19 protein-coding genes are annotated in these 19,919 nt (G+C 34.4%); 8 read left to right on the forward strand and 11 right to left on the reverse strand.

Annotated features, from left to right (window positions below; translation table 11 throughout):
• Positions 1-18 precede the first annotated feature (18 nt).
• The 7 genes from ABS764_RS09635 to urtA all read right to left on the reverse strand — a co-directional run bounded on the left by ABS764_RS09635 (position 19) and on the right by urtA (position 7,866).
• Entirely contained in the window at positions 19-2,232 is a 2,214-nt protein-coding gene (locus ABS764_RS09635) for a TonB-dependent receptor (protein WP_408081580.1), read from the reverse strand.
• Positions 2,233-2,301: 69 nt separating this feature from the next.
• Positions 2,302-3,000: an ATP-binding cassette domain-containing protein gene (locus ABS764_RS09640; protein ID WP_408081581.1), complete on the reverse strand. Its 699-nt coding sequence runs from the start codon at positions 2,998-3,000 to the stop codon at positions 2,302-2,304.
• Positions 3,001-3,052: 52 nt separating this feature from the next.
• The gene (locus ABS764_RS09645) at positions 3,053-3,823 is read right to left on the reverse strand and encodes an ATP-binding cassette domain-containing protein (protein WP_408081582.1); all 771 of its coding nucleotides are present in this window, start codon (positions 3,821-3,823) and stop codon (positions 3,053-3,055) included.
• Positions 3,816-4,847 (reverse strand): urea ABC transporter permease subunit UrtC, encoded by a 1,032-nt coding sequence (urtC, locus tag ABS764_RS09650; protein ID WP_408081583.1) that lies wholly within the window; start codon positions 4,845-4,847, stop codon positions 3,816-3,818. Before urtC ends, ABS764_RS09645 begins: the two co-directional genes overlap by 8 nt.
• Positions 4,848-4,865: 18 nt before the next feature.
• Positions 4,866-5,759 (reverse strand): urea ABC transporter permease subunit UrtB, encoded by an 894-nt coding sequence (urtB, locus tag ABS764_RS09655; RefSeq protein WP_408081584.1) that lies wholly within the window; start codon positions 5,757-5,759, stop codon positions 4,866-4,868.
• A 76-nt stretch (positions 5,760-5,835) separates the two neighbouring features.
• Entirely contained in the window at positions 5,836-6,612 is a 777-nt protein-coding gene (locus tag ABS764_RS09660) for a hypothetical protein (protein ID WP_408081585.1), read from the reverse strand.
• A 39-nt stretch (positions 6,613-6,651) separates the two neighbouring features.
• Positions 6,652-7,866, reverse strand: a complete 1,215-nt coding sequence (gene urtA / locus ABS764_RS09665; RefSeq protein ID WP_408081586.1) for an urea ABC transporter substrate-binding protein — start codon at positions 7,864-7,866, stop codon at positions 6,652-6,654.
• 260 nt (positions 7,867-8,126) lie between these two features.
• Between urtA and ureA the strand changes: the two genes are divergently transcribed.
• Genes ureA through ABS764_RS09705 form a run of 8 tightly spaced genes read left to right on the forward strand, consistent with a single transcriptional unit; the run spans position 8,127 to position 13,797 of the window.
• A complete protein-coding gene (gene ureA / locus ABS764_RS09670; RefSeq protein WP_408081587.1) occupies positions 8,127-8,429 on the forward strand; it encodes an urease subunit gamma in 303 nt (100 codons plus the stop codon).
• On the forward strand, positions 8,426-8,785 hold the full coding sequence (gene ureB / locus ABS764_RS09675; RefSeq protein ID WP_408081588.1) for an urease subunit beta: 360 nt from the start codon (positions 8,426-8,428) through the stop codon (positions 8,783-8,785). Before ureA ends, ureB begins: the two co-directional genes overlap by 4 nt.
• Before the next feature lie 6 nt (positions 8,786-8,791).
• Complete coding sequence (ureC, locus tag ABS764_RS09680) at positions 8,792-10,513, forward strand: urease subunit alpha (protein WP_408081589.1); 1,722 nt, start codon at positions 8,792-8,794, stop codon at positions 10,511-10,513.
• The gene (locus ABS764_RS09685) at positions 10,514-11,005 is read left to right on the forward strand and encodes an urease accessory protein UreE (protein WP_408081590.1); all 492 of its coding nucleotides are present in this window, start codon (positions 10,514-10,516) and stop codon (positions 11,003-11,005) included.
• Positions 11,005-11,691, forward strand: coding sequence for an urease accessory protein UreF (locus ABS764_RS09690; RefSeq protein ID WP_408081591.1), 687 nt, complete (start codon positions 11,005-11,007; stop codon positions 11,689-11,691). Before ABS764_RS09685 ends, ABS764_RS09690 begins: the two co-directional genes overlap by 1 nt.
• A gap of 9 nt (positions 11,692-11,700) precedes the next feature.
• The gene (ureG, locus tag ABS764_RS09695; protein WP_408081592.1) at positions 11,701-12,336 is read left to right on the forward strand and encodes an urease accessory protein UreG; all 636 of its coding nucleotides are present in this window, start codon (positions 11,701-11,703) and stop codon (positions 12,334-12,336) included.
• Positions 12,333-13,112, forward strand: coding sequence for an urease accessory protein UreD (locus ABS764_RS09700; protein ID WP_408081593.1), 780 nt, complete (start codon positions 12,333-12,335; stop codon positions 13,110-13,112). The genes ureG and ABS764_RS09700 overlap by 4 nt, the downstream gene beginning before the upstream one ends.
• Positions 13,102-13,797, forward strand: coding sequence for a hypothetical protein (locus ABS764_RS09705; RefSeq protein ID WP_408081594.1), 696 nt, complete (start codon positions 13,102-13,104; stop codon positions 13,795-13,797). Before ABS764_RS09700 ends, ABS764_RS09705 begins: the two co-directional genes overlap by 11 nt.
• 43 nt (positions 13,798-13,840) lie before the next feature.
• On the opposite strand, the gene ABS764_RS09710 is transcribed toward ABS764_RS09705, so the two are convergent.
• From ABS764_RS09710 to ABS764_RS09725, 4 genes are all read right to left on the reverse strand, one after another.
• Entirely contained in the window at positions 13,841-14,605 is a 765-nt protein-coding gene (locus ABS764_RS09710; protein WP_408081595.1) for a LamG domain-containing protein, read from the reverse strand.
• Between the two features lie 19 nt (positions 14,606-14,624).
• The gene (locus tag ABS764_RS09715) at positions 14,625-15,062 is read right to left on the reverse strand and encodes a retropepsin-like aspartic protease (protein ID WP_408081596.1); all 438 of its coding nucleotides are present in this window, start codon (positions 15,060-15,062) and stop codon (positions 14,625-14,627) included.
• Positions 15,059-17,689, reverse strand: a complete 2,631-nt coding sequence (locus ABS764_RS09720; RefSeq protein ID WP_408081597.1) for a CHAT domain-containing protein — start codon at positions 17,687-17,689, stop codon at positions 15,059-15,061. Before ABS764_RS09720 ends, ABS764_RS09715 begins: the two co-directional genes overlap by 4 nt.
• A gap of 96 nt (positions 17,690-17,785) precedes the next feature.
• The gene (locus tag ABS764_RS09725; protein ID WP_408081598.1) at positions 17,786-19,741 is read right to left on the reverse strand and encodes a PKD domain-containing protein; all 1,956 of its coding nucleotides are present in this window, start codon (positions 19,739-19,741) and stop codon (positions 17,786-17,788) included.
• Positions 19,742-19,919 lie beyond the last annotated feature (178 nt).

Consider the following 19,919-nt stretch of genomic DNA (forward strand, 5'->3'; position numbering starts at 1 on the left):
TGGGTTTTTTGATTCTATTTAAAAATTATAAGTTATCATTCCTTTTAAGAAGAATGGTGTTCCGGGTGTAAAATGAATTTCTTCTACAGGAGTTGATTCGTTTTGTAGTCTGGATTCGGTTGCAAATTGAGTTTCATTCCATTGGGTGTTGAATAAATTTTGAACTGAAATACCAAATATTAATTTCTTGTAGGTATAATTTAAATTGCAATCTGCTACAAAATATCCTTTAGCTACAATTGACTTATCCTCGTTTGCAGGTCTGTCATCCATGTAACGATAGCGAATTCCACCTGAAAAATTTTTCCAATTTTGTAAACTGATTCCAGCAGTATTTGTAAAAGCGGGAGCTAACGGAATATAATCTTCTCCTTTTGCTTCCTCTATGCTTCTCGCATGAGTGTAATTCCCATCAAAATCAAAAAATAAAAAATCATTCAATTGATAGCGTAAGCCTAAATCAATTCCCATTCTTTTGGTCTTTCCACTGGGTTCAACAATTCCTGCGTCACCTACATAGACAAATTCTTGTTGCAAATACAAATACCATAAAGCAGAATTGACAATTAATCTTGGAAAAGGTTTCCAAATCGTTCCTATATCGGTTCCAATAGCAGTAGGCAAAATCTTTTCTCCATTATTTGCTACTACAACTCTAGTGTCATTGGAATGGAATCCCATTCCTGATTTTATAAAGAATTGTAAATTGGCATTTTCAGAATAAATAAAATTCAATTTTGGAGAAATTTTTACTTTGTCTTCCGTTTGAGTTTTATAAGCTATTTGCAATTTGTCCTGATAATTGAATTTAAAATAGTCTAATCGAAGTCCGGGATTGATTGTCAGTTTTCCTAATGTAATTTCAGTATTTAAATAAGTAAACAAGTTAGACTGATTAATATCACCTAATTTAATTTGTTCCAGAGTAGTATTTCGGTTTATGGTATGGGATAATTCAGTGTCTGTTGTCTGATCATTGCGAACACCAACTCCCAATTGGTATAAAACATCAGTTGCTCCATAATGATGTTTGTTATTTAGTTCGGCGTTAATACCATAAATGTTTCTGTTTTCTTTTTGTTTGATTTGATCTCCATTTATTGGATCTTCCAAGAAAAAGGTAAAATTAGAATACAATTCAAATTGATAATTACTGTAAAAAGCATTAGTTTTTAAAAAGGTGTCTTCGTCAATATGTTTGTTCATCATAACATTGAAATTGGATCTTGAAGTAGTTCCTCCTTCGGTATCATCAACAGCACCAAATCTTGAAATAGTTCCAGTATCTACCAGTCTTTGTGGAATTTGTCCTGAAGCATCCCAATTGCTGGTAAAATGAGAGCCTGAAACAGAAATCGAGCTATTATCGTCCAAAATTGTCGAATATTTACCTAATATATTAATGCGATTGAAGTTTTGTGGAGAATCAAAAGGACCGTTTGTCATAATGTATTCGGTTGCCAAATAAGCACTCTGCTTTTTTTGGTTACCTAATAAATCAAATAAACCAATGGTTCTAAAAGTATCAAACTGTCCAACTTCAACTCCGATAGTACTTTTTTCGAGTTTATCTTTCGTTTTAAAATCAACATAGCCAGCAGTATTAAAGTCCCCTTTATTGGTATAATAAGTTCCTTTTCCAAAATCTATTTTATCAACCGTTTCAGGAATCACAAAATGTAAATCAGAATACCCTTGTCCGTGAGCATGAGAAACCATATTTACAGGCATTCCATCAACCGAAAGTGCTACATCTGTACCGTGATCGACATCAAATCCTCTCAAAAACATTTGTTCTGCTTTACCGCCACCAGCATGTTGTCCGATGAATAAACCAGGTACTTTACGCAATATTTCTTGAGTAGAATTTACAGGAGATGTTTCTAAATCAATTTTAGTAATTACGTTCATTGCCGATAATGTAGGTTGAATAACTACTTCTGATAATTGGAAAGTAGCGGGTTCAAGTGTAATTAAAATTACGCTATCACTAACAGTAAATTCGGTTTTTTTGAATCCTAAAGCGCTTATTCTTAATAGCGTATTTGTTGTGGTTTTATCCATACTAAAAATGCCTAATTCATTACTATGCGCATGATTATTAGTTATGGTGTTTAAAATATAGGCGTTTTCAATTGGATGTCCGTAATGATCTATAATTTTTCCTTTTATATTTTGGGCATTACAAATACAGTTTGTTAGTATTAATAGCAATGCTAATATTTTATTCATTTTTATTTTATTCATTTTAATTCTAAGCCACACTCCATACCGTTTTTTTTTTAATGGCTAATTTAAATTTTACAATTTAATACTATCAATGATTTGTGTTCTGTTCTCATTTGTAATGATGCCTCCATTGGTTATTTGCCCCCCTTGAAGGAAGTAATAAGAATGAGACAATTCGAGTGCAAAGCCTACAAATTGCTCTACTAAAAGAACCGAAACATTTAGCTCTGAAGTGATTTTTGTTAGTATACGGCCTATTTCCTGAACCACATTGGGCTGTATTCCTTCAGCGGGTTCGTCTAGTATAATCAGTTTTGGGTCTATAACGAGCATTCTGGCAATGGCTAATTGTTGTTGTTGACCACCGCTTAGCATTCCGCCTTTTCGTTTGTTTATTCCTTTTAAATCAGGGAAATAATCGTAGCCTACTTCAAGTGCCTTTTTTAAATTCATTTTTCGAACTTCGCAGCCCAACAATAGATTTTCTTCTACTGTCAGATAAGGGAAAATCATTCGTCCTTGAGGCACATAGCCAATTCCCATTTGAGAAATTGTTTCTGAATCTAATTTAGAGATTTCTTGTCCGTCAAAAATAATTTCACCATTAGAAGAAGGTAGTAAGCCCATGATGGATTTTAACAGCGTTGTTTTTCCGGCTCCGTTACTTCCAATAATAGAACAAACTTCATTTTTGGGTACCTGAATGTTGATGTCGTGAATGGCTGCGGTTTCGTCTGAATATCCGGCGGTCAAATTTTTTATTTCTAACATTTTTATTTTGATTAGGATGGTGTGAATTACTGGAGAGACTTTAACTTGAGAGTTATTTCTGTCTTCCCAGATAAATTTCAATCACCTGTTGGTTGTTTACAATCTGGTCAAAAGTACCTCGGTCTATAATCCGTCCTTCATGCATAACAAGTACGGAAGTTGAAAAGTTACTTACAAATTTCATGTCGTGTTCTACAACAAAAACAGTTCGGTCTTGGGCAATTTGTGTCAGTAATTCTCCGGTCTTATCTCGTTCGTTTGGCGACATTCCGGCAATGGGTTCGTCTACCAATAGCAACTCGGGTTGGTTGATGATAGACATGGCGATTTCTAGCCATTGTTTTTGGCCATGTGATAAAGAACCACTAACAGCATGTTTGAATGCTAATAAGTTTAATTTTTCTAAAGTTTCATCAATTATGACTTCTTGTTCTGTAGTGATTTTATAATTGAAAAGATACCAAATTGTTGCCTTTCCTGAAATTAAAGCCAGCTTCATATTTTCATAAACGGTTTGTGTATTGAAAATAGTGGGATTTTGAAATTTTCGGCTAATTCCAAGATGAACAATTTTTTCAGGTTTCTTGTTTTGAATTTCAGTATCAAATTTATAAGTAATACTCCCTTTTGAGGTTTTAACACGTCCACAAATAGCATCTAAAATTGTTGTTTTTCCGGCTCCGTTAGGACCTATTATAAATTGCACTCCTTTGTGCGGAAAATCAATGGTTATTTTATTTAATGCTTTGTATCCGTCAAAATCTACCTCAACATCACGTAAACTAATAATGGGATTTGGTACTAACTGATGTAATTTACTCATTTTTAATTTTGTTTAATGCATTGATAAACCATTTTTTTTCTAATAAACTTCCAACAATTCCTTTAGGAACAATTATAGTGGCAGCTATAAATAAGAAACCATAAAAATACCACCAGTATTCGGGCATGGATTCTGAAAAACTGGTTTTAGCATAATTGATGACCAAAGCTCCAATGATGGGGCCTAATAACGTGGCTCTACCGCCAATAGCTACCCAAATCACAAATTCAGTTGACATTAAAATACTCATTATTGACGGAGATATGATGCCGACAATTGGTACAAATAAAGCACCTGCAACTCCTGCAATTGCTGCCGAGGTAGCTAGAGTAAGTATTTTGAAAGAATCTGTTTTATAACCTAAAAAACGAAGTCTTGTTTCTCTGTCTCTAATAGCTCTAATAATAATTCCACCATGAGTATTCAACATAAATCTGACTATAAAATAGATGGCTACCAAAATCAATACTGCCATGAGGTATAATATTTTAATTAAATTGGGATCGCTCAAAGAATAGCCAAATAGACCGTCAAAACCAGTAATCCCGTTTGAACCTCCGGTAAATCCTTGTTGTCCAACAAAAAGAATAGACATGATTAATGTTATTGCCTGACTAATAATAGTAAAGTAAACACCTTTAGTTCCGGATTTGAAAAGAGGAATACCTACTAATAAAGCTAATGTCACAGGTAACAATATTACCATTGCTAATGCAAAGGGTAAGTGTTGAAAGGGTTTCCAAAACCATGGTAAAGTTTCAATTCCGGACCATTCCATGAAATCAGGAAGTGGTTGTGATTGAAGTTTTAAATACATAGCCATAGAATAGCCGCCAAGTGCAAAATAAACGCCATGTCCTAAACTTAGAATTCCGGTGTATCCCCATAGTAAATTGATAGAGATTGCTACAATAGAAAACACTAAAAATTTACTTAATAATGAAAGACGGAAATCCGACAGTGCAAAAATGGGAACAATTATGAGTATTGTAATTAATATTATATATATTATTTTTTGTTTCATTTTTTATAATTCAAAAGATTAGTCAATAGTTCTGTCCTTCATTGGAGATAAACCTTGAGGTTTATATTGTAAAGTGATAAGTACCAGGCATAGTATAATCACTTTTGCCATGCTTGATGTAGTAAAATTTTCTATAAACGGACTGCTGATACCAATTAGTAAAGCTCCTAAAATAGATCCTCTTAAGCCTCCAATTCCTCCTAAGATAACAACCAAAAAGGTGTCAATAATGTAATTTTGACCAGTAGACGGGCCGATTGAACCTAACATTGAAATACAAATTCCGGCGATTCCGGCCAAGCCGCAACCAAATGAAAAAGTAAATGCATCTGCTTTCTTTGTATTGATACCGATACAGGCTGCCATGGAACGGTTTTGCATTACCGATTGTAAAATTCTTCCCTTCGGAGTTTTATACATGAAATAATAAACAAAAAGACAAACCAAAATAGAGATCAGAATAATAAAAAGCCTGTTATAAGGTAAAGTAATGTCTTCTGAAATTTTCCATCCGTTATTTAATATTTTAGGCATCGGTGCATTCACATTATTAGAGCCAAAAATATTCCGTGCAACCTGTTGTAATATTAAACTAACTCCCCATGTGGCCAGAATGCTGTCTAAAGGTCTGGCGTATAGTCGTTTTATAATAAATTTTTCGACCAGAAATCCAATACTAAACGAGAGTATGAATGAAAGGAAAAATGCTATAATTAAAGTGAGCCACGTACCTTCTCCTCCCATTACCAGACTTACAATGTAGGTGCTGTAACAGCCTATCATTATAAATTCACCATGTGCGAAATTAATGACTCCCATCATTCCAAAAACAATACTCAATCCAATTGCTGTGAGCAGAAGTATGGAGCTGATACTTAATCCGTTAAATAAAAATGGTAGAAATTCTTCCATGAGTTTTTTGTTATAAAAGCAAACGGATTACATGAATTAATAATACTCATGCAATCCATAAGCTGAAAATTAATTTTTAAAATAAAGTAACACCAAGTAAACCTGTCATTGTATGATTTACAGGACTGGCAACTGCACCAGCGCTCGCTTTTATACTATAGTTATCAGTAATTTTTATTGGCTTACTAATGTTGATTCCAATTTCATTAAATCCCGAACTTTTAGCGTCAGCAACGGCTTTGTCTGTCCATTGCCAAAACGTATCTCCTTCATCACTATTCAATGCAAACCCATAAGAGATATAAGGACTAACTGTTATGCTGTTTTCAAAACTAAAGTCGTATGAAGCTTTGAAATAAGAAGACAGTCGTTGCGAATCATCAGTATTTTTATCTCTTCCTGCTACTATTGTAGCCAGAAATAAATTGAGGTTTGTTTTTGGAATAGTGTAGGCTAAAGACAAATCAAAGAAATGTCTGGTTCCATCTCCATAATTAAAATAATTAGATTGTGAGTGATTTCCATAAGCCGCATACGCTGGAGAAGCGGTGTAATCACTGTAATTATAAATATCCCACAGTGCTATGCTTAATCCGAATTTAGTGGTATAGGAAACATACAAATCAACATCCTTCCAGATTCCGGCTAAACCATATCCGTTCCAGGTACCTACTTCTAAACCTTTGTATTTAAAACTAGCCTGAGCAGCCACAATGGGATCCGGTCCTACTGCATAGCCTCTCCAGTACCATTGATTATGGAATGATCCGGTTAAATTGAATTCTCCTTTATCTTGGGCAAAAAAAACGGAAGTACATAAAAGAGCAACGAGTGTCAATAAAATTTTTTTCATAAATGGCTATTATTTGGGATTGTTATAAAATGGTTTTGGTTATTGGATGTTTCCCGGGGCAATTACTTTTTTGTTAGTAGCAATACTCGGGAAAGGATCGGCTTTAATCATTTCTGGAGATTGGTACATAATATCAAATTGTCCTTTGTCATTGGCTTTACCAACCATAAAGTTTTTAATAGTGTGATTTGTTACCGGGTCAATTGAAACTTTTCCTTCCGGAGCGTCAAAACTAACACCGCCAATTGCTTTTTGTACATCTGCCGGTTCAAATGAATTTGCTTTTTTAACAGCTTCAGCCCAAATGTATACTCCAAAATAAGCTGCCTCAATTGGGTCATCAGTAACTTTATCAGTGCCATATTTTGCTTGATATGCTTTGATGAATTTTTCGTTAGCTTCTCCTTTCATGCTCATAAAGTAATTCCAGGCCGTTAATTGGTCTTTCATAATGTCAATTCCAATTCCTTTTAACTCCACTTCAGCAATAGAAAACGACATACATGTTACTGCTGGAGCAACTAATCCGTTTGATTTTATTTGTTTAAAGAATCCAATGTTGCTGTCTCCATTTATGGTATTTAATACAGCGTCAGCTCCTGAACTTTTTATTTTTTGAACAATAGATGTAAAGTCAGTATGACCTAGTGGAGCATATTCTTCACCTACCACTTCATAACCTTCTGCCTTTAATTTAGCTTTAATGATTTTATTAGCTGTTCTTGGAAAAACATAATCAGAACCCACTAAGAAGAATTTTTTCTTTCCTTCTTTAATTAAGTAGTCAACAGCAGGAAGGATTTGTTGGTTAGGAGCTGCTCCGGTATAAATTACGTTTTTAGAAGCTTCCATTCCTTCATATTGTACTGGATAGAATAACAAGTTGTTTTTAGATTCAAAAACAGGTAAAACAGCTTTTCTACTTGATGAAGTCCAGCATCCAAAAACTGCTTTTACATTATCTTGGTCAATTAATTTAGTTGCTTTTTCAGTAAATGTCGGCCAATCAGATGCGCCGTCTTCTACAATAGGTTCAATTTTTTTTCCTAAAACTCCGCCAGCGGCATTTATTTCTTCAATAGCTAAAAGAGTAGCGTTTTTGCAATCTGTTTCGGAGATAGCCATTGTTCCTGATAATGAATGTAATACTCCTATTTTTACTGTTTCGGCATCTTCTTTGCCTTCAGTAGAGGTCGTTTTTTTGCATGATGCAAATAATGCTAAACTTGTAAGTGCTAAAATGATTTTTTTCATAATGCTTGATTTTTATTTTTGGTTTCTACTGAGGTAAAATTATAATTATTTTTGTAAGACCCCCTGAAAAATAGGGGGTGTATTGTAATAATTATTATATTTTAGATTTATCACCCCTATTTTTTTGTATTTTATTTTTACAATTAGTTTTTTTGAGAAATAAGTATTTTGGGGTATTTTATTTAAAATGTTCCGTTGTAGATTCGGATTTCAATAAAAAATAATGATATTTTTGTAACAATAAGTTCAAATAATATATCATGCACCTAACTCCAAAAGAAATAGAAAAATTACTCTTGCATACTGCTGGAGAAGTCGCCCATAAAAGAAAAAAAAGAGGTCTTAAGTTAAATTACCCAGAAGCAATTGCTCTAATTAGTTCGGAACTTTTAGAAGCAGTTAGAGATGGAAAAACAGTTGCAGAACTCATGCATTATGGAACAACAATTCTGAGTCGAGAAGATGTAATGGAAGGAGTTCCTGAAATGATACACGATATCCAAATTGAGGCTACCTTTCCAGATGGAACTAAATTAGTAACCGTTCATAATCCAATCAAATGATACCAGGAGAATATATTTTAAAAGAGGAACCCATTCAAATTAATGTTGGTAAGCGAACCGTTGCTATTGAAGTAACCAATACTGGAGATCGTCCAATTCAAATTGGTTCTCATTTTCATTTTTTTGAAGTTAATAAAAAAATGGATTTTGATCGAATGAAAACTCTTGGAATGCGATTGAATATTGCATCAGGAACTGCGGTGCGTTTTGAGCCAGGAGAAGCAAAAGAAGTGGAGTTAGTTGAAATAAGTGGCGATAAAACTATTTATGGATTCAATAATTTGATAGATTCCAATGTCAATATTTTAGACAAAGAAAGCATTCAGGAAAAATTAAACAAATTTCTAAAACCATAATATGCGATGAGTATAGAAATAAATAGAATAAAATATGCCAATATGTTTGGGCCAACAGTTGGTGACAAAATACGATTGGCTGATACAGAATTGTTTATCGAAATTGAAAAAGATTTTTCGGTTTATGGTGAAGAAGCCAAATTTGGTGGAGGAAAAACCATTCGCGATGGAATGGCACAATCCGCTAGAGCCACCAGAGATGAAGGTGTACTTGATTTTGTGATTACCAATGCCATGATTATTGATCATTGGGGAATTGTGAAAGGTGACATTGGTATTAAAGACGGAAAAATTGTTGCCGTTGGAAAAGCAGGAAATCCAGACACTATGGATGGCATTACCGAAAATATGATTATTGGTGCCTCAACCGAAGTGCATTCGGGAGCAGGATTAATTGTTACCGCTGGAGGAATTGATACGCATATTCATTTTATTTGTCCGCAACAAATAGACCACGCTTTATATAGTGGAGTGACCACTATGATTGGTGGCGGAACAGGTCCAGCTGATGGAACCAATGCTACTACGGTAACTCCGGGAGCTTGGAATATTCAAAAAATGCTCGAAAGTGCAGAAGCTTTTCCGATGAACTTAGGCTTTTTTGGAAAAGGAAACTGTTCTACATTGGATCCACTTGTAGAACAAATTGAAGCAGGAGCTTTAGGATTAAAAATTCACGAAGACTGGGGAGCTACTCCGGCTACTATTGATGCTTCCTTAACTATTGCTGATAAATACGATATTCAGGTTGCTATCCATACGGATACACTTAACGAAAGTGGTTTTCTGGAAGATACTGTTGAGGCGATTGATGGCAGAGTAATTCATACTTTCCATACCGAAGGAGCAGGAGGAGGTCATGCACCTGATATTATTAAGGCAGCCATGTATCCAAATGTTTTGCCATCCAGTACCAATCCAACGCGTCCTTTTACTATTAATACTATTGATGAACATTTAGATATGTTGATGGTTTGTCATCACTTGGACAAATCCGTACCTGAGGATGTATCTTTTGCTGATTCCAGAATTCGTCCAGAAACCATTGCTGCCGAAGATATTTTACACGATTTAGGTATTTTTAGTATGATGAGTAGTGATTCACAAGCCATGGGAAGAGTGAGTGAAGTTGTAATCAGAACTTGGCAAACCGCTCATAAAATGAAAATCCAAAGAGGCTTTTTACCCGAAGATGAAGCCAATAGCAATGACAACTTTAGAGTAAAAAGATATATTGCCAAATACACGATAAATCCTGCCATTTCTCACGGAATTTCAAAACATGTAGGTTCTATTGAACCTGGAAAACTAGCCGATTTAGTGTTGTGGAAACCAGCTATGTTTGGCGTAAAACCCGAATTGATTATTAAAGGCGGAATGATTATCGCAGGACGAATGGGAGATCCTAATGCTTCTATTCCTACCCCGCAACCTGTAATGTACCGTCCTATGTTTGGGGCTTATGGAAAAGCTTTGCATAAAACCTGTGTTACTTTTGTTTCCAAAATTTCGATTGAAAACAAAACGATTGAAAAATACGAATTAAACAAAATTATCCTTCCGGTAGAAAATTGCCGAAACATAGGGAAGAAAGATTTAATTCACAATGATAAAACGCCAAATATAGAAGTCAATCCAGAGAATTATCAAGTAAGAGTAGATGGAGAGCATATTACTTGCGAACCTTTGAAAGAAGTACCAATGGCGCAAAGATATTTTTTATTTTAAATGATTATTACCACTAAAATTCAACCCGAATCGCTTTGTCTTAAACCGAGAACTGAAATCTTAATTGATTTTGAATGGTTTGAAACCAATAAGCGTATCCAACATAAAACAGCAAGGGATGGTAAAGATTTCCGATTGAAATTTTTAAACGAAAATCCTAATTTAGAACAAGGAGAAATCTTAAGTCAGGAAGGAGATAAGAATTACGTAGTGAATATTCTTCCTTGTGATTGCTTGGTTATTATTCCCAAAAATAATTTTGAAACGGCCTCTATTTGTTATGAAATAGGAAACAAACATTTGCCCTTGTTTTATGAAGAAGAAGCGCTATTAGTCCCTTTAGAAAAACCGCTTTTTCGCCAATTGTCAGCGATGGGTTTTGAAGTCTATGAGCAAACAAGACAGTTGTTAACTCCTTTAAGAACTTCAGTGGCGCCACATGGAGAAAGTGGTACTTTGTTTTCGAAAATTATGAATCTAACCCAAAAATAATGAAAAGTTCATTGCTGCATTTATTGCATCTTTCTGATCCTACTTTACCTATTGGGGGATTTTCACATTCTTATGGATTGGAAACATATACTCAAAAAGAAATAGTAAAATCGGTAGAAAGTGTACGAGTTTTTTTGACCGAAATATTGACTCATAGCATTTTGCCTAATGAAGCTTCTTTTATTAGTTTGGTTTATGATGCTTGTGAGCAAAAAGATTGGGACAAAATTATAGAACTTGATGGTTTGTGTCATGCGTCAAAATTGCCCAAAGAAATTAGAACCGCTAGTCAGAAACTAGGGATTCGGTTAACGAAAATTTTCAATCCTTTAATTGAAACCGAATTAATCCAAGAATTAAAATTGGCACTAAAAAACAAAAGTATAAATGGACATTATTGTATTTTATATGCCATTTATGCGCACGAATTAAAAATAGTAAAACAAGAAGCTTTAGAAGGATTCTTTTATAATACAACCATTGGTTACATCACCAATGCTGTCAAATTAATTCCTTTGAGTCAGGATTCCGGACAAGTAATGCTGTTTGAATTATTGCCTGTTTTAGAAAAATTGACTCAAAAAGCACTACAGCCCAATCTTGACGTATTAGGAATGAGTGCCACCGCATTTGACATTCGAGCGATGGAACATGAAAATTTATACTCCAGATTGTACATGTCTTAAAAATAAAAAATGGAAAGAAATTATATAAAAATAGGAATTGCTGGACCAGTAGGTTCAGGAAAAACAGCTTTGATTGAAGCTTTAACACGCGAATTAGCCTCTAAATATTCACTGGGTGTGATTACCAATGATATTTATACGCAGGAAGATGCCGACTTTTTAACAAAAAACAGTTTGTTGCCAGCGGATAGAATTATAGGCGTGGAAACAGGAGGTTGTCCTCATACTGCTATTCGCGAAGACGCCAGTATGAACCTTGAAGCAGTGGATGAATTGATAGAACGATTTCCAGATATCGAATTGGTTTTTATCGAAAGTGGAGGCGATAATCTATCGGCGACTTTTAGTCCTGATTTAGCGGACTTAACCATCTTTGTAATTGATGTTGCCGAAGGAGATAAAATCCCAAGAAAAGGTGGTCCAGGAATCACACGTAGCGATTTGTTGATGATTAATAAGATTGATTTAGCTCCTTATGTCAATGCCGATTTGGGTGTAATGGAACGCGATGCCCGAAAAATGCGAAATGGAAAACCTTTTGTTTTTACCAATTTAATGAAGAAAGAAGGCTTGTATGATGTGATTGGTTGGATTCAAAAATATGCCTTGTTAGAAGCTGTAGACGAACCTAATTTAGTTAGATGATTTCAAAAGTAAGCATAGAAGCTGAAGTGAAAAATGGGCTTACCCAATTGAAATCGGCTTTTTTTAATACCCCATTTAAAGTAGTTGACATTCGGGAAGATAAAAAAAATCCCTTGCTGGAACTTATTTTGATGAGTTCTTCACCTGGAGTTTTGGACGAGGATGAATTGTATTTTGATTTTACTTTGCATGAAAATAGTCAAATGGAGTTTACTACTCAATCTTTTCAACGCTTGTTTATCATGGAAAAGAGCGCTTTTCAAGAAACAAATGTGACTTTGAAAACCAACTCTTTTTTATGCTATTTGCCACATCCTTGTGTACCTCATAAAGATTCTAGTTTTAAGAGTAGCAATACGATTTATTTAGAAAAAAATGCTTCGGTACTCTGGGGTGAAATTTTTACTTGTGGAAGAAAACTAAAAGAAGAAGTTTTTGAATTCAAGCAGTTTCAATCGGTGACAAAGATTTATCAGGAAAATAGATTAGTGTTTTTTGAAAATTTATATTTAAAACCATCGGAATCTAATCCGATGAATTTAGGACAGTATGAGGGTTTTACACATCAGTTGAGTTTGGCTTTTTTGAACGAATCTTGCGATGTAAAGAACTTAAAGAAGCAATTGGACACTTATTTAGAGGATAAAAACTGTGTGTTCGGAATTTCAGAAACGCCAACAAATGGCTTGGTTGTTAAAATTTTGCATGACAAAGCCGAAAAACTATTATTCTGGATGAGAGAAATGACTAAAATAATCAAACAAAATGGATTTTAATATACTTTGCTTAACGGTAATTTCCATTAGTGCCTTACATACTTTTAGTGGGCCGGATCATTATTTACCGTTTATTGTTTTATCGCGTTCTAAAAAATGGAGCTTAAAGAAAACAATACTTTGGACTTCCTTATGTGGGCTGGCTCATGTTTTAAGTTCCGTATTATTAGGGGTTGTGGGAATAGTTTTAGGCTGGACTTTGGCCAAAACTTTTAACATAGAATCCATTCGTGGTGGATTTGCTTCCTGGATGTTGTTCCTTTTTGGATTAGTATATGTATTGTACGCTCTTTATAATATGAATAAAAATAAAATTCACAAACATTTTGATACTTCCGAGGAAGGAGAGATTTATGTTTTTGAACACCAACATGGACAAACGGTAGCACCAAACCAACGTTTTAAAGTAACGCCTTGGGTGATGTTCTTCATTTTTGCATCTGGTCCAAGTGAACCCATGATTCCACTTATTATTTATCCCGCTATTGATTATTCATTAACTGAGGTTGGAATCCTAATTGTAGTCTATACGCTAGCAACCATTTTAACCATGCTGTCCATGGTTTTAATTGGTTTTTTTGGTGCTAATTCCATCAACTATAAAGGATTTGAAAAGTTTATTGAGTTAATTAGCGGTTCCATAATCTTAGTGTGCGGAATTGGAATGATTTGGCTCGGATGGTAAATAAAAAATCCTTCTTTTAATTCCAAAAGAAGGATTATTTATTTTATTTGAATTCTACCCAGTCAAACAAACCATAATTCTGTGTCGTTGGAATATGATCGCCAATGAAACTGAGGTTTTCGACACTACAGAAGATTTTAAACTTTTTCTGAGTACCATAAGTAAGTGTTTTTGTAGTTAAGATCCGGTTGTCGATTTTCCAGGTAGCAACATATTTTTTCTTGTTGTTTAAGGCTAATGTAATCGAAAGGGTGTACCATTGTTCCCGTTTGATTTTTGTTGGAAAAGAATGATAAGGATTTGCCTGAGAAGTTGCATAAACAATGAGATCATCTGCAACGGCATTTAATTCTTGACGAGCGCTTTCTTTCCCATAACCTATTTCAAAATCGAGTTCATGCGTGTCATCATTGTATAAAAATGCACCAATGCTGGCGCAGTCGCCAACACCCATTGTGGGTACATAAACACGCCAGGAATAGGTTCCCGAAGTATAAGTAGCTACCGATTTAACTTTAGTTCTGTCCCAGGTGTTTGCATTGGTAAACATGCGTAAAATTCCATTTTCGATGTAATAATTAGGAACACCTGCCTGTGTAGCATCTTCCCATTCGTTTAAATCATTAAAATCCCATGTTAGAATATTTACAGGAGTTTTTATTGGAGTCTTTTTAGACATTTCAAGTGTGTTATTGATGCCAACTGTAGCGGTTTGCGTTGATGTTTCTTCCATCATGTCTTCACTGGCACAGGAAAACAAGAGCATTCCAATTGCTAAACAAGCTGCTTTATAGTAATTTTTAGTCATATATCTTGGTGTTGGTTGGTTAGCGTAAATATAAATAATTATTATAATAATCGATAATTGCTTTTCCCTTCAATAATACATCAGCACCAATGATACCGTCAACAGTTTTTGATTTGTAGGCTGTCAAGGCTTCATTGACATGAGATAAATCAAAAATAACCAAATCAAAACTGTGATTTTTCCAGGAACCTAACTGTAATTTATTTTCTGAAGCGGTCTGAGTAAGCATTCCTGTTGCTCCTGCACCCGAGGCTCTGGTTATTGAGTCTTCGGCATTTAAATTAAATAAAGCAATATGTTCAAAACCTACACAGCTGGTAGAGGCTCCAGTATCTAAAATGAAGTTGCCTCTGACGCCATTGATCTTGGCTTTTATCAGTAAATGTTGCGTCCTGGTAATTTTGAATTTTACTTTTTTATATTTTTCCTTTTTAAGGATTTCGTGCAGGTTTTTCATTTTTTAAATCGGATAAACAGCCAAATTAATGCAATTGCGAGTACAATTCCCAAAATAATATAAATATAATTAAATGGAGCTTTATTTTTTTCTAAATCACCATAATAGACAAAAGCACTCCAGTAATAAGGCGATTTTTTAGCATTGGAAATATTAGGGTTTTTCAGGAAATCACGTTTGGCATTTGCATTTGCTTCTAGATAAGATTGACCTTTTTTTATATTGTGGTAAAAAGAATCCATAAAAACCGAAGTGGTGTAATCATTGACTTTCCACAGCGAAAATAATAAGTTTTGCGCTCCCGCCAATTGAAATCCGCGGGCAATACTCATGGCTCCTTCGGCTTTAAAGAGTTTGCCTATACCCGTTTCGCAGGCACTTAATACTACTAAATCCGGATTAATATTTAGATTGTAAAGTTCCGAATATAAAATTTCCTGATCATAAAATTTAATGCTTGCCGGTGTGTCAATGTCCCCCGATGAAGCGTGCGTAGATAAATGCAAAATAGAATAATTAACGGCATTATTTTTAAAATTATCGAAAGTAGCTTCGGCATTTTGAAAATACTTTCCTTCGAATTTTTTTTGAATCGAATTCATTTCGTTTTTAGAATAAGACAAAGTGAAAGCTGTATTTTCGAAAACAGGGAAAATGCCTAAAACTGTTTTGTCCTGCATTTTTTTATTTGGGTCGAAAGACAAATAAAACTGAGCTGAATTCTCATAACCTATGTTGTAATCATTCAATAAATAATGCATTTGGGCAAAATTAGTAGTGTTCGATTCTTGAGTGATTAAGGCTTCAAAAGGAAGGAAGTTTAAAATTCCGTCAGGGATGATTATCCAGTTGTTATAATTGGTTTTTTTTGGTAAACGCAAAACATCATAGGCTATTTTTCCATAATGATTATAGCTTTTGATGTTGTTTATGATAGCATTTGGATTATTGAAATAGTCAATAAATTGGAGAATTTTTACAGAAGTATGTGTATTATTACTCAATTGGTTTAAAGATATTTTTTTGTTAGCCAAGGTGAAAAAATACATTTTTTCATATCCAGAAAAATACTCAATCATCATGGCTTTGTCTTTTTCTAATTTGGTATACAAAGCTTTCAAGTCGATAGTTTGTTTTTCGGAAGCGGTGTTTTCAGAACGAATTTTTTTTAGAGAAAGCATCAGCCCATTTTGTTTTTCGATGGCTTCATTTATTTTGGCAATGTCTGCCAAATCTCCTTTTTGTTGTTCTTTTAGGATAACATTACTCCAGTTTTGCAATTGTTCGATGTGGAGTTTTTCTTTTCTGGAAGCTGTTTTATTTTGGGATAAATAACTTTTTAAAACACCCGATTTGCTTTGCTCCGCTAATTGAAAAGCGGCTTCAATATAACTTTGTTTTTGCTCTTTTTGGTACAACAAATCATAAATAGCAATGCATTTTTCGGTACGGTTTCTTACTCGGGTTTGATTGATGATTTTAGAATTTTCATACACCATTAAACTAGCAAACAATTCATCTATGTGGAATGCCAAAGCATAGCTTTCTAGTGCTTTTTTAGGTTGGTTTTGTTTGTTGAAAATGGCTGCTTGTAAATCTAAAGCATCTAACAAAGTCGTTTCGGTATAAAGTGAATTTTGTTCCGGTAAAGAATTGTTTTTACCAGAATAATTCGGAATTAACAATTTGAATACAGCAGTAATGGCGGCAGTAGATTCGTTTAGTTTTTGTTGCTGAAACAACAAAGAAGCTTCCTCATATTTGAATTGCGCTGTTTTTCGGGTAGAAAGATTGGGTGTGGTATAAAAATAGTTTTTGGCTTTTTCAAAATAGGAATTGGCTAGGTCATATTTTTGCCATTGGGAATTAAGGAAAGCTAAATTTCGATAACAATTGGCCAGCGTTTCTGTTTGGGTTTTATCCGATTGTAATAATTTGATGGCATCAAGGTATGAACCTTCAAGATTTTCGAAAAAATGTTCTCTAATTGGAGGAGTAGGAGGAGTTGGTTTTCTATAAAACAAAACATAGCTATTCCCCAAATTATTCAACAAAATTCCTTTTTGGGTTTTAGATAATTTCTTGCTTCGGATGGTTTTTTCCAGTAAGTCAATAGCCAAATCAATCTTACCCGAGTTTTGGTATACATTCGATAAATTGAGTATTGCCGCTATTTTTTTCTCTTGATTTTTTTCTTGGTTCGCAATATAATAATACTGTTTGATGGTGTTTTCGGCATTGTCGTAATCACCAATAATACTGTACAGATTTCCTAAGGGTTTTAAGCAAAATTCTACAATGTCATAATTGCTGAGATTATATTTTTTGTATATTTTCCAGGCATTTTCGTAACTGTTAATTGCATCCTGAGTACGATTGAATTGGTTTTCGTAATAGGCTTTGTTGCAATTTAAAATGACAATCGCCAGGAGTTCCGGTTTTGTTTTAGGTTTTGGATTTTTCCAAAAAGCATTTTCGGTAATACTGAGGTCGTGTAATTTTTCTTCAGTTGGATTAGCTACAAAATGATCAATGGCATTGTAGATTTTATCTTCTTGGGCAGGCGGATTTTGTCCGAATATAATCGGAGAGCAAAATAGGAAAAGATAGAGAATAAATGTTTTCATAAACAGCTGTTTCACAAAGATACGCAAAGTAAATCAACGATATTCACGAAAGGATTTTGAAAAACTTTTGTGACTTATGTGGTTTAAAATATAAAACTAAAACTTCCATATTCCATACACTTGGAAATAGTTGAAATTTTCTTTGAAATTCATCACATAACGTACACCTAAACTTGGCCCAATCCGAGCGGCACCAACTGTTAAATCGAATAATAAACCTGATTTGAAATTGGTAAATGTCTTACTGGTGTTCTCACTGTTTTCTTGGGTGTCAATGATGTTGGTGTCTGGTTTTTCTGTTTCAAAAGTCTCTATTTTGGTATAGCGTTCTTCTTTTTGCGAAGCATTGATATTGGCCTGTACACCCGCTCCAATTCCGATGTAATTGTTGATGTTGTAGCGAATAAGTAAAGGAATTTCGTTGTTGAAATTAGAATAACTTGTCGTAGAAGTAGTTCTGGTAGCTTGACGAACGCCATTGGCAGAAGAGATTATACTATTGCTAACGGTAGTTTCTGAATTAAAATCATGTTTGCTATTGATTAATTCTGCTTGCCAATAGAAACGATAGGATTTGTACGGCGAAATAGTAGCACCCACAAAATAACTTCTGGACTTATCTAAGTCTGGGTAATAATTATAACCTGCTTTAGCACCAATAGAAATTCCGGGTAGGAATCGGGTAGTGGCGTAGTTAGTGATAATAGGTTCGTTTTTGTCAAAAATAATTGCTGTTCTGCTTTTGGTATTTACTTTGTGGAAATCCTTGTTGAATTTCATCGAGTATTTTACAAAGCCTTTAGTACTGTCTTTTTCTTTTACATTTTTTTGTTCGCTTCCAGGCAAATAAATGTTTTTGAAAGTAAAGAAGATTTGCTTTTGCTTAATTATTGTGTCTAAACAACTTGTGGTTGGAATTTCGTCTTTCGGGCAAATGGGACATTTAGGGTACATGTCTTCAATTTGGAATGTTTTTTTGTCAAACATATCCGGAATATCGGTTTCCAGACGAATCATTCTGGCAGGACCTTCGCCGTTGTTTTGAAAACGGGTTTTGAAATTCACTCTTTTATAACGAACGAATCTGTAATTCATAAAGCTTCCGTTAGATCCCATTTTGTTAGGGTCATGAGAAGTTACAATTTCCATTTCTAGGTTTTTTATTTTATGGTTTTTATAACTGCGGTTGGGAACATAAATACCACGCATGGTTATGGTGGCGCTAGTGTCTTTTAGCATTTCGGGAGTGGTCTTGAAAGTGTAAAAAACATTGCGTGTTTCCTGCGGATTAGCGTCGTCAAATTCTAAGATAGAAACATTTTTAAAGGTTTTATGTGCTTCGGCAAGTGTAGCGTCTAAGTCTTCTTCGGTAGTGGTATTTTCGTATTTGTTAATGGGCAAATAATTGTTGGTTGACGCCAAATATAAATTGGATTGATTAATGTCGTTGCTGACAGCAAAAGTATTTTCTTTGACTTCTCTTTCGCCTGCATAGGTTCGAAAATCAGTCAATTCGAAGTTATTGTCTTTAAATTGCGTTTCGTTATAAAACAGATAGATTTTGCCATTAGCTACATAATTTTCCAGGTTTTGATAACTCAGGATAACTTCCATTTGTTGGTCGGGAATAGGGTCGCAATTTTTTTGTAAGGTAAAACCATTTTGGTCTGCAACTGATGCGATTTCGTTAAAATTTTTATCTGTGATTTCATTAATAACCACTTTTTTGGGACGGGTTGCTGGAGGTTTTCCGTTGTCATAATTATTGGTTACGGTGAGTCGGGTGGTGTAAGTTCCTTTGTTTTTATAGGTGTGTTTGGGTTCGGCTTGTTTGCTGTAAGCGCCATCGCCAAATTCCCATAAATAAGAAAAACTAGGTTTAGGTGCGCCTGCAATAGGAATTAATGGTGGTGTTTCGGGTTTGTAGCTAAGCACATTTGCATTTTGAATGTAGTTTATTGCAGCTCTTCGGGTTATGGTGTCTTTGACTTTTTTTTGTGAAAACAAGAGTAATGAACAAAGAAGACAGAGAAAAGATAGATAGTATTTCATAATCAAATCTGGTTTTAGCCCTGATGGCAGCGGCATCCTTTTATGGCTTTCTTTAAGACATAAAAGATACAGCGAACAGCAGGAATAAGCTACTAATTCTTGGTTGGTTAGCGGTTAAAATCTTTTAAAAATAGAAAAAAGTGATGAGTAAATCACCACTTTTTTCAGAAATTAAATT

The sequence above is a fragment of the Flavobacterium plantiphilum genome (assembly GCF_046000495.1).
In the GTDB taxonomy this organism is placed as follows: domain Bacteria; phylum Bacteroidota; class Bacteroidia; order Flavobacteriales; family Flavobacteriaceae; genus Flavobacterium; species Flavobacterium plantiphilum.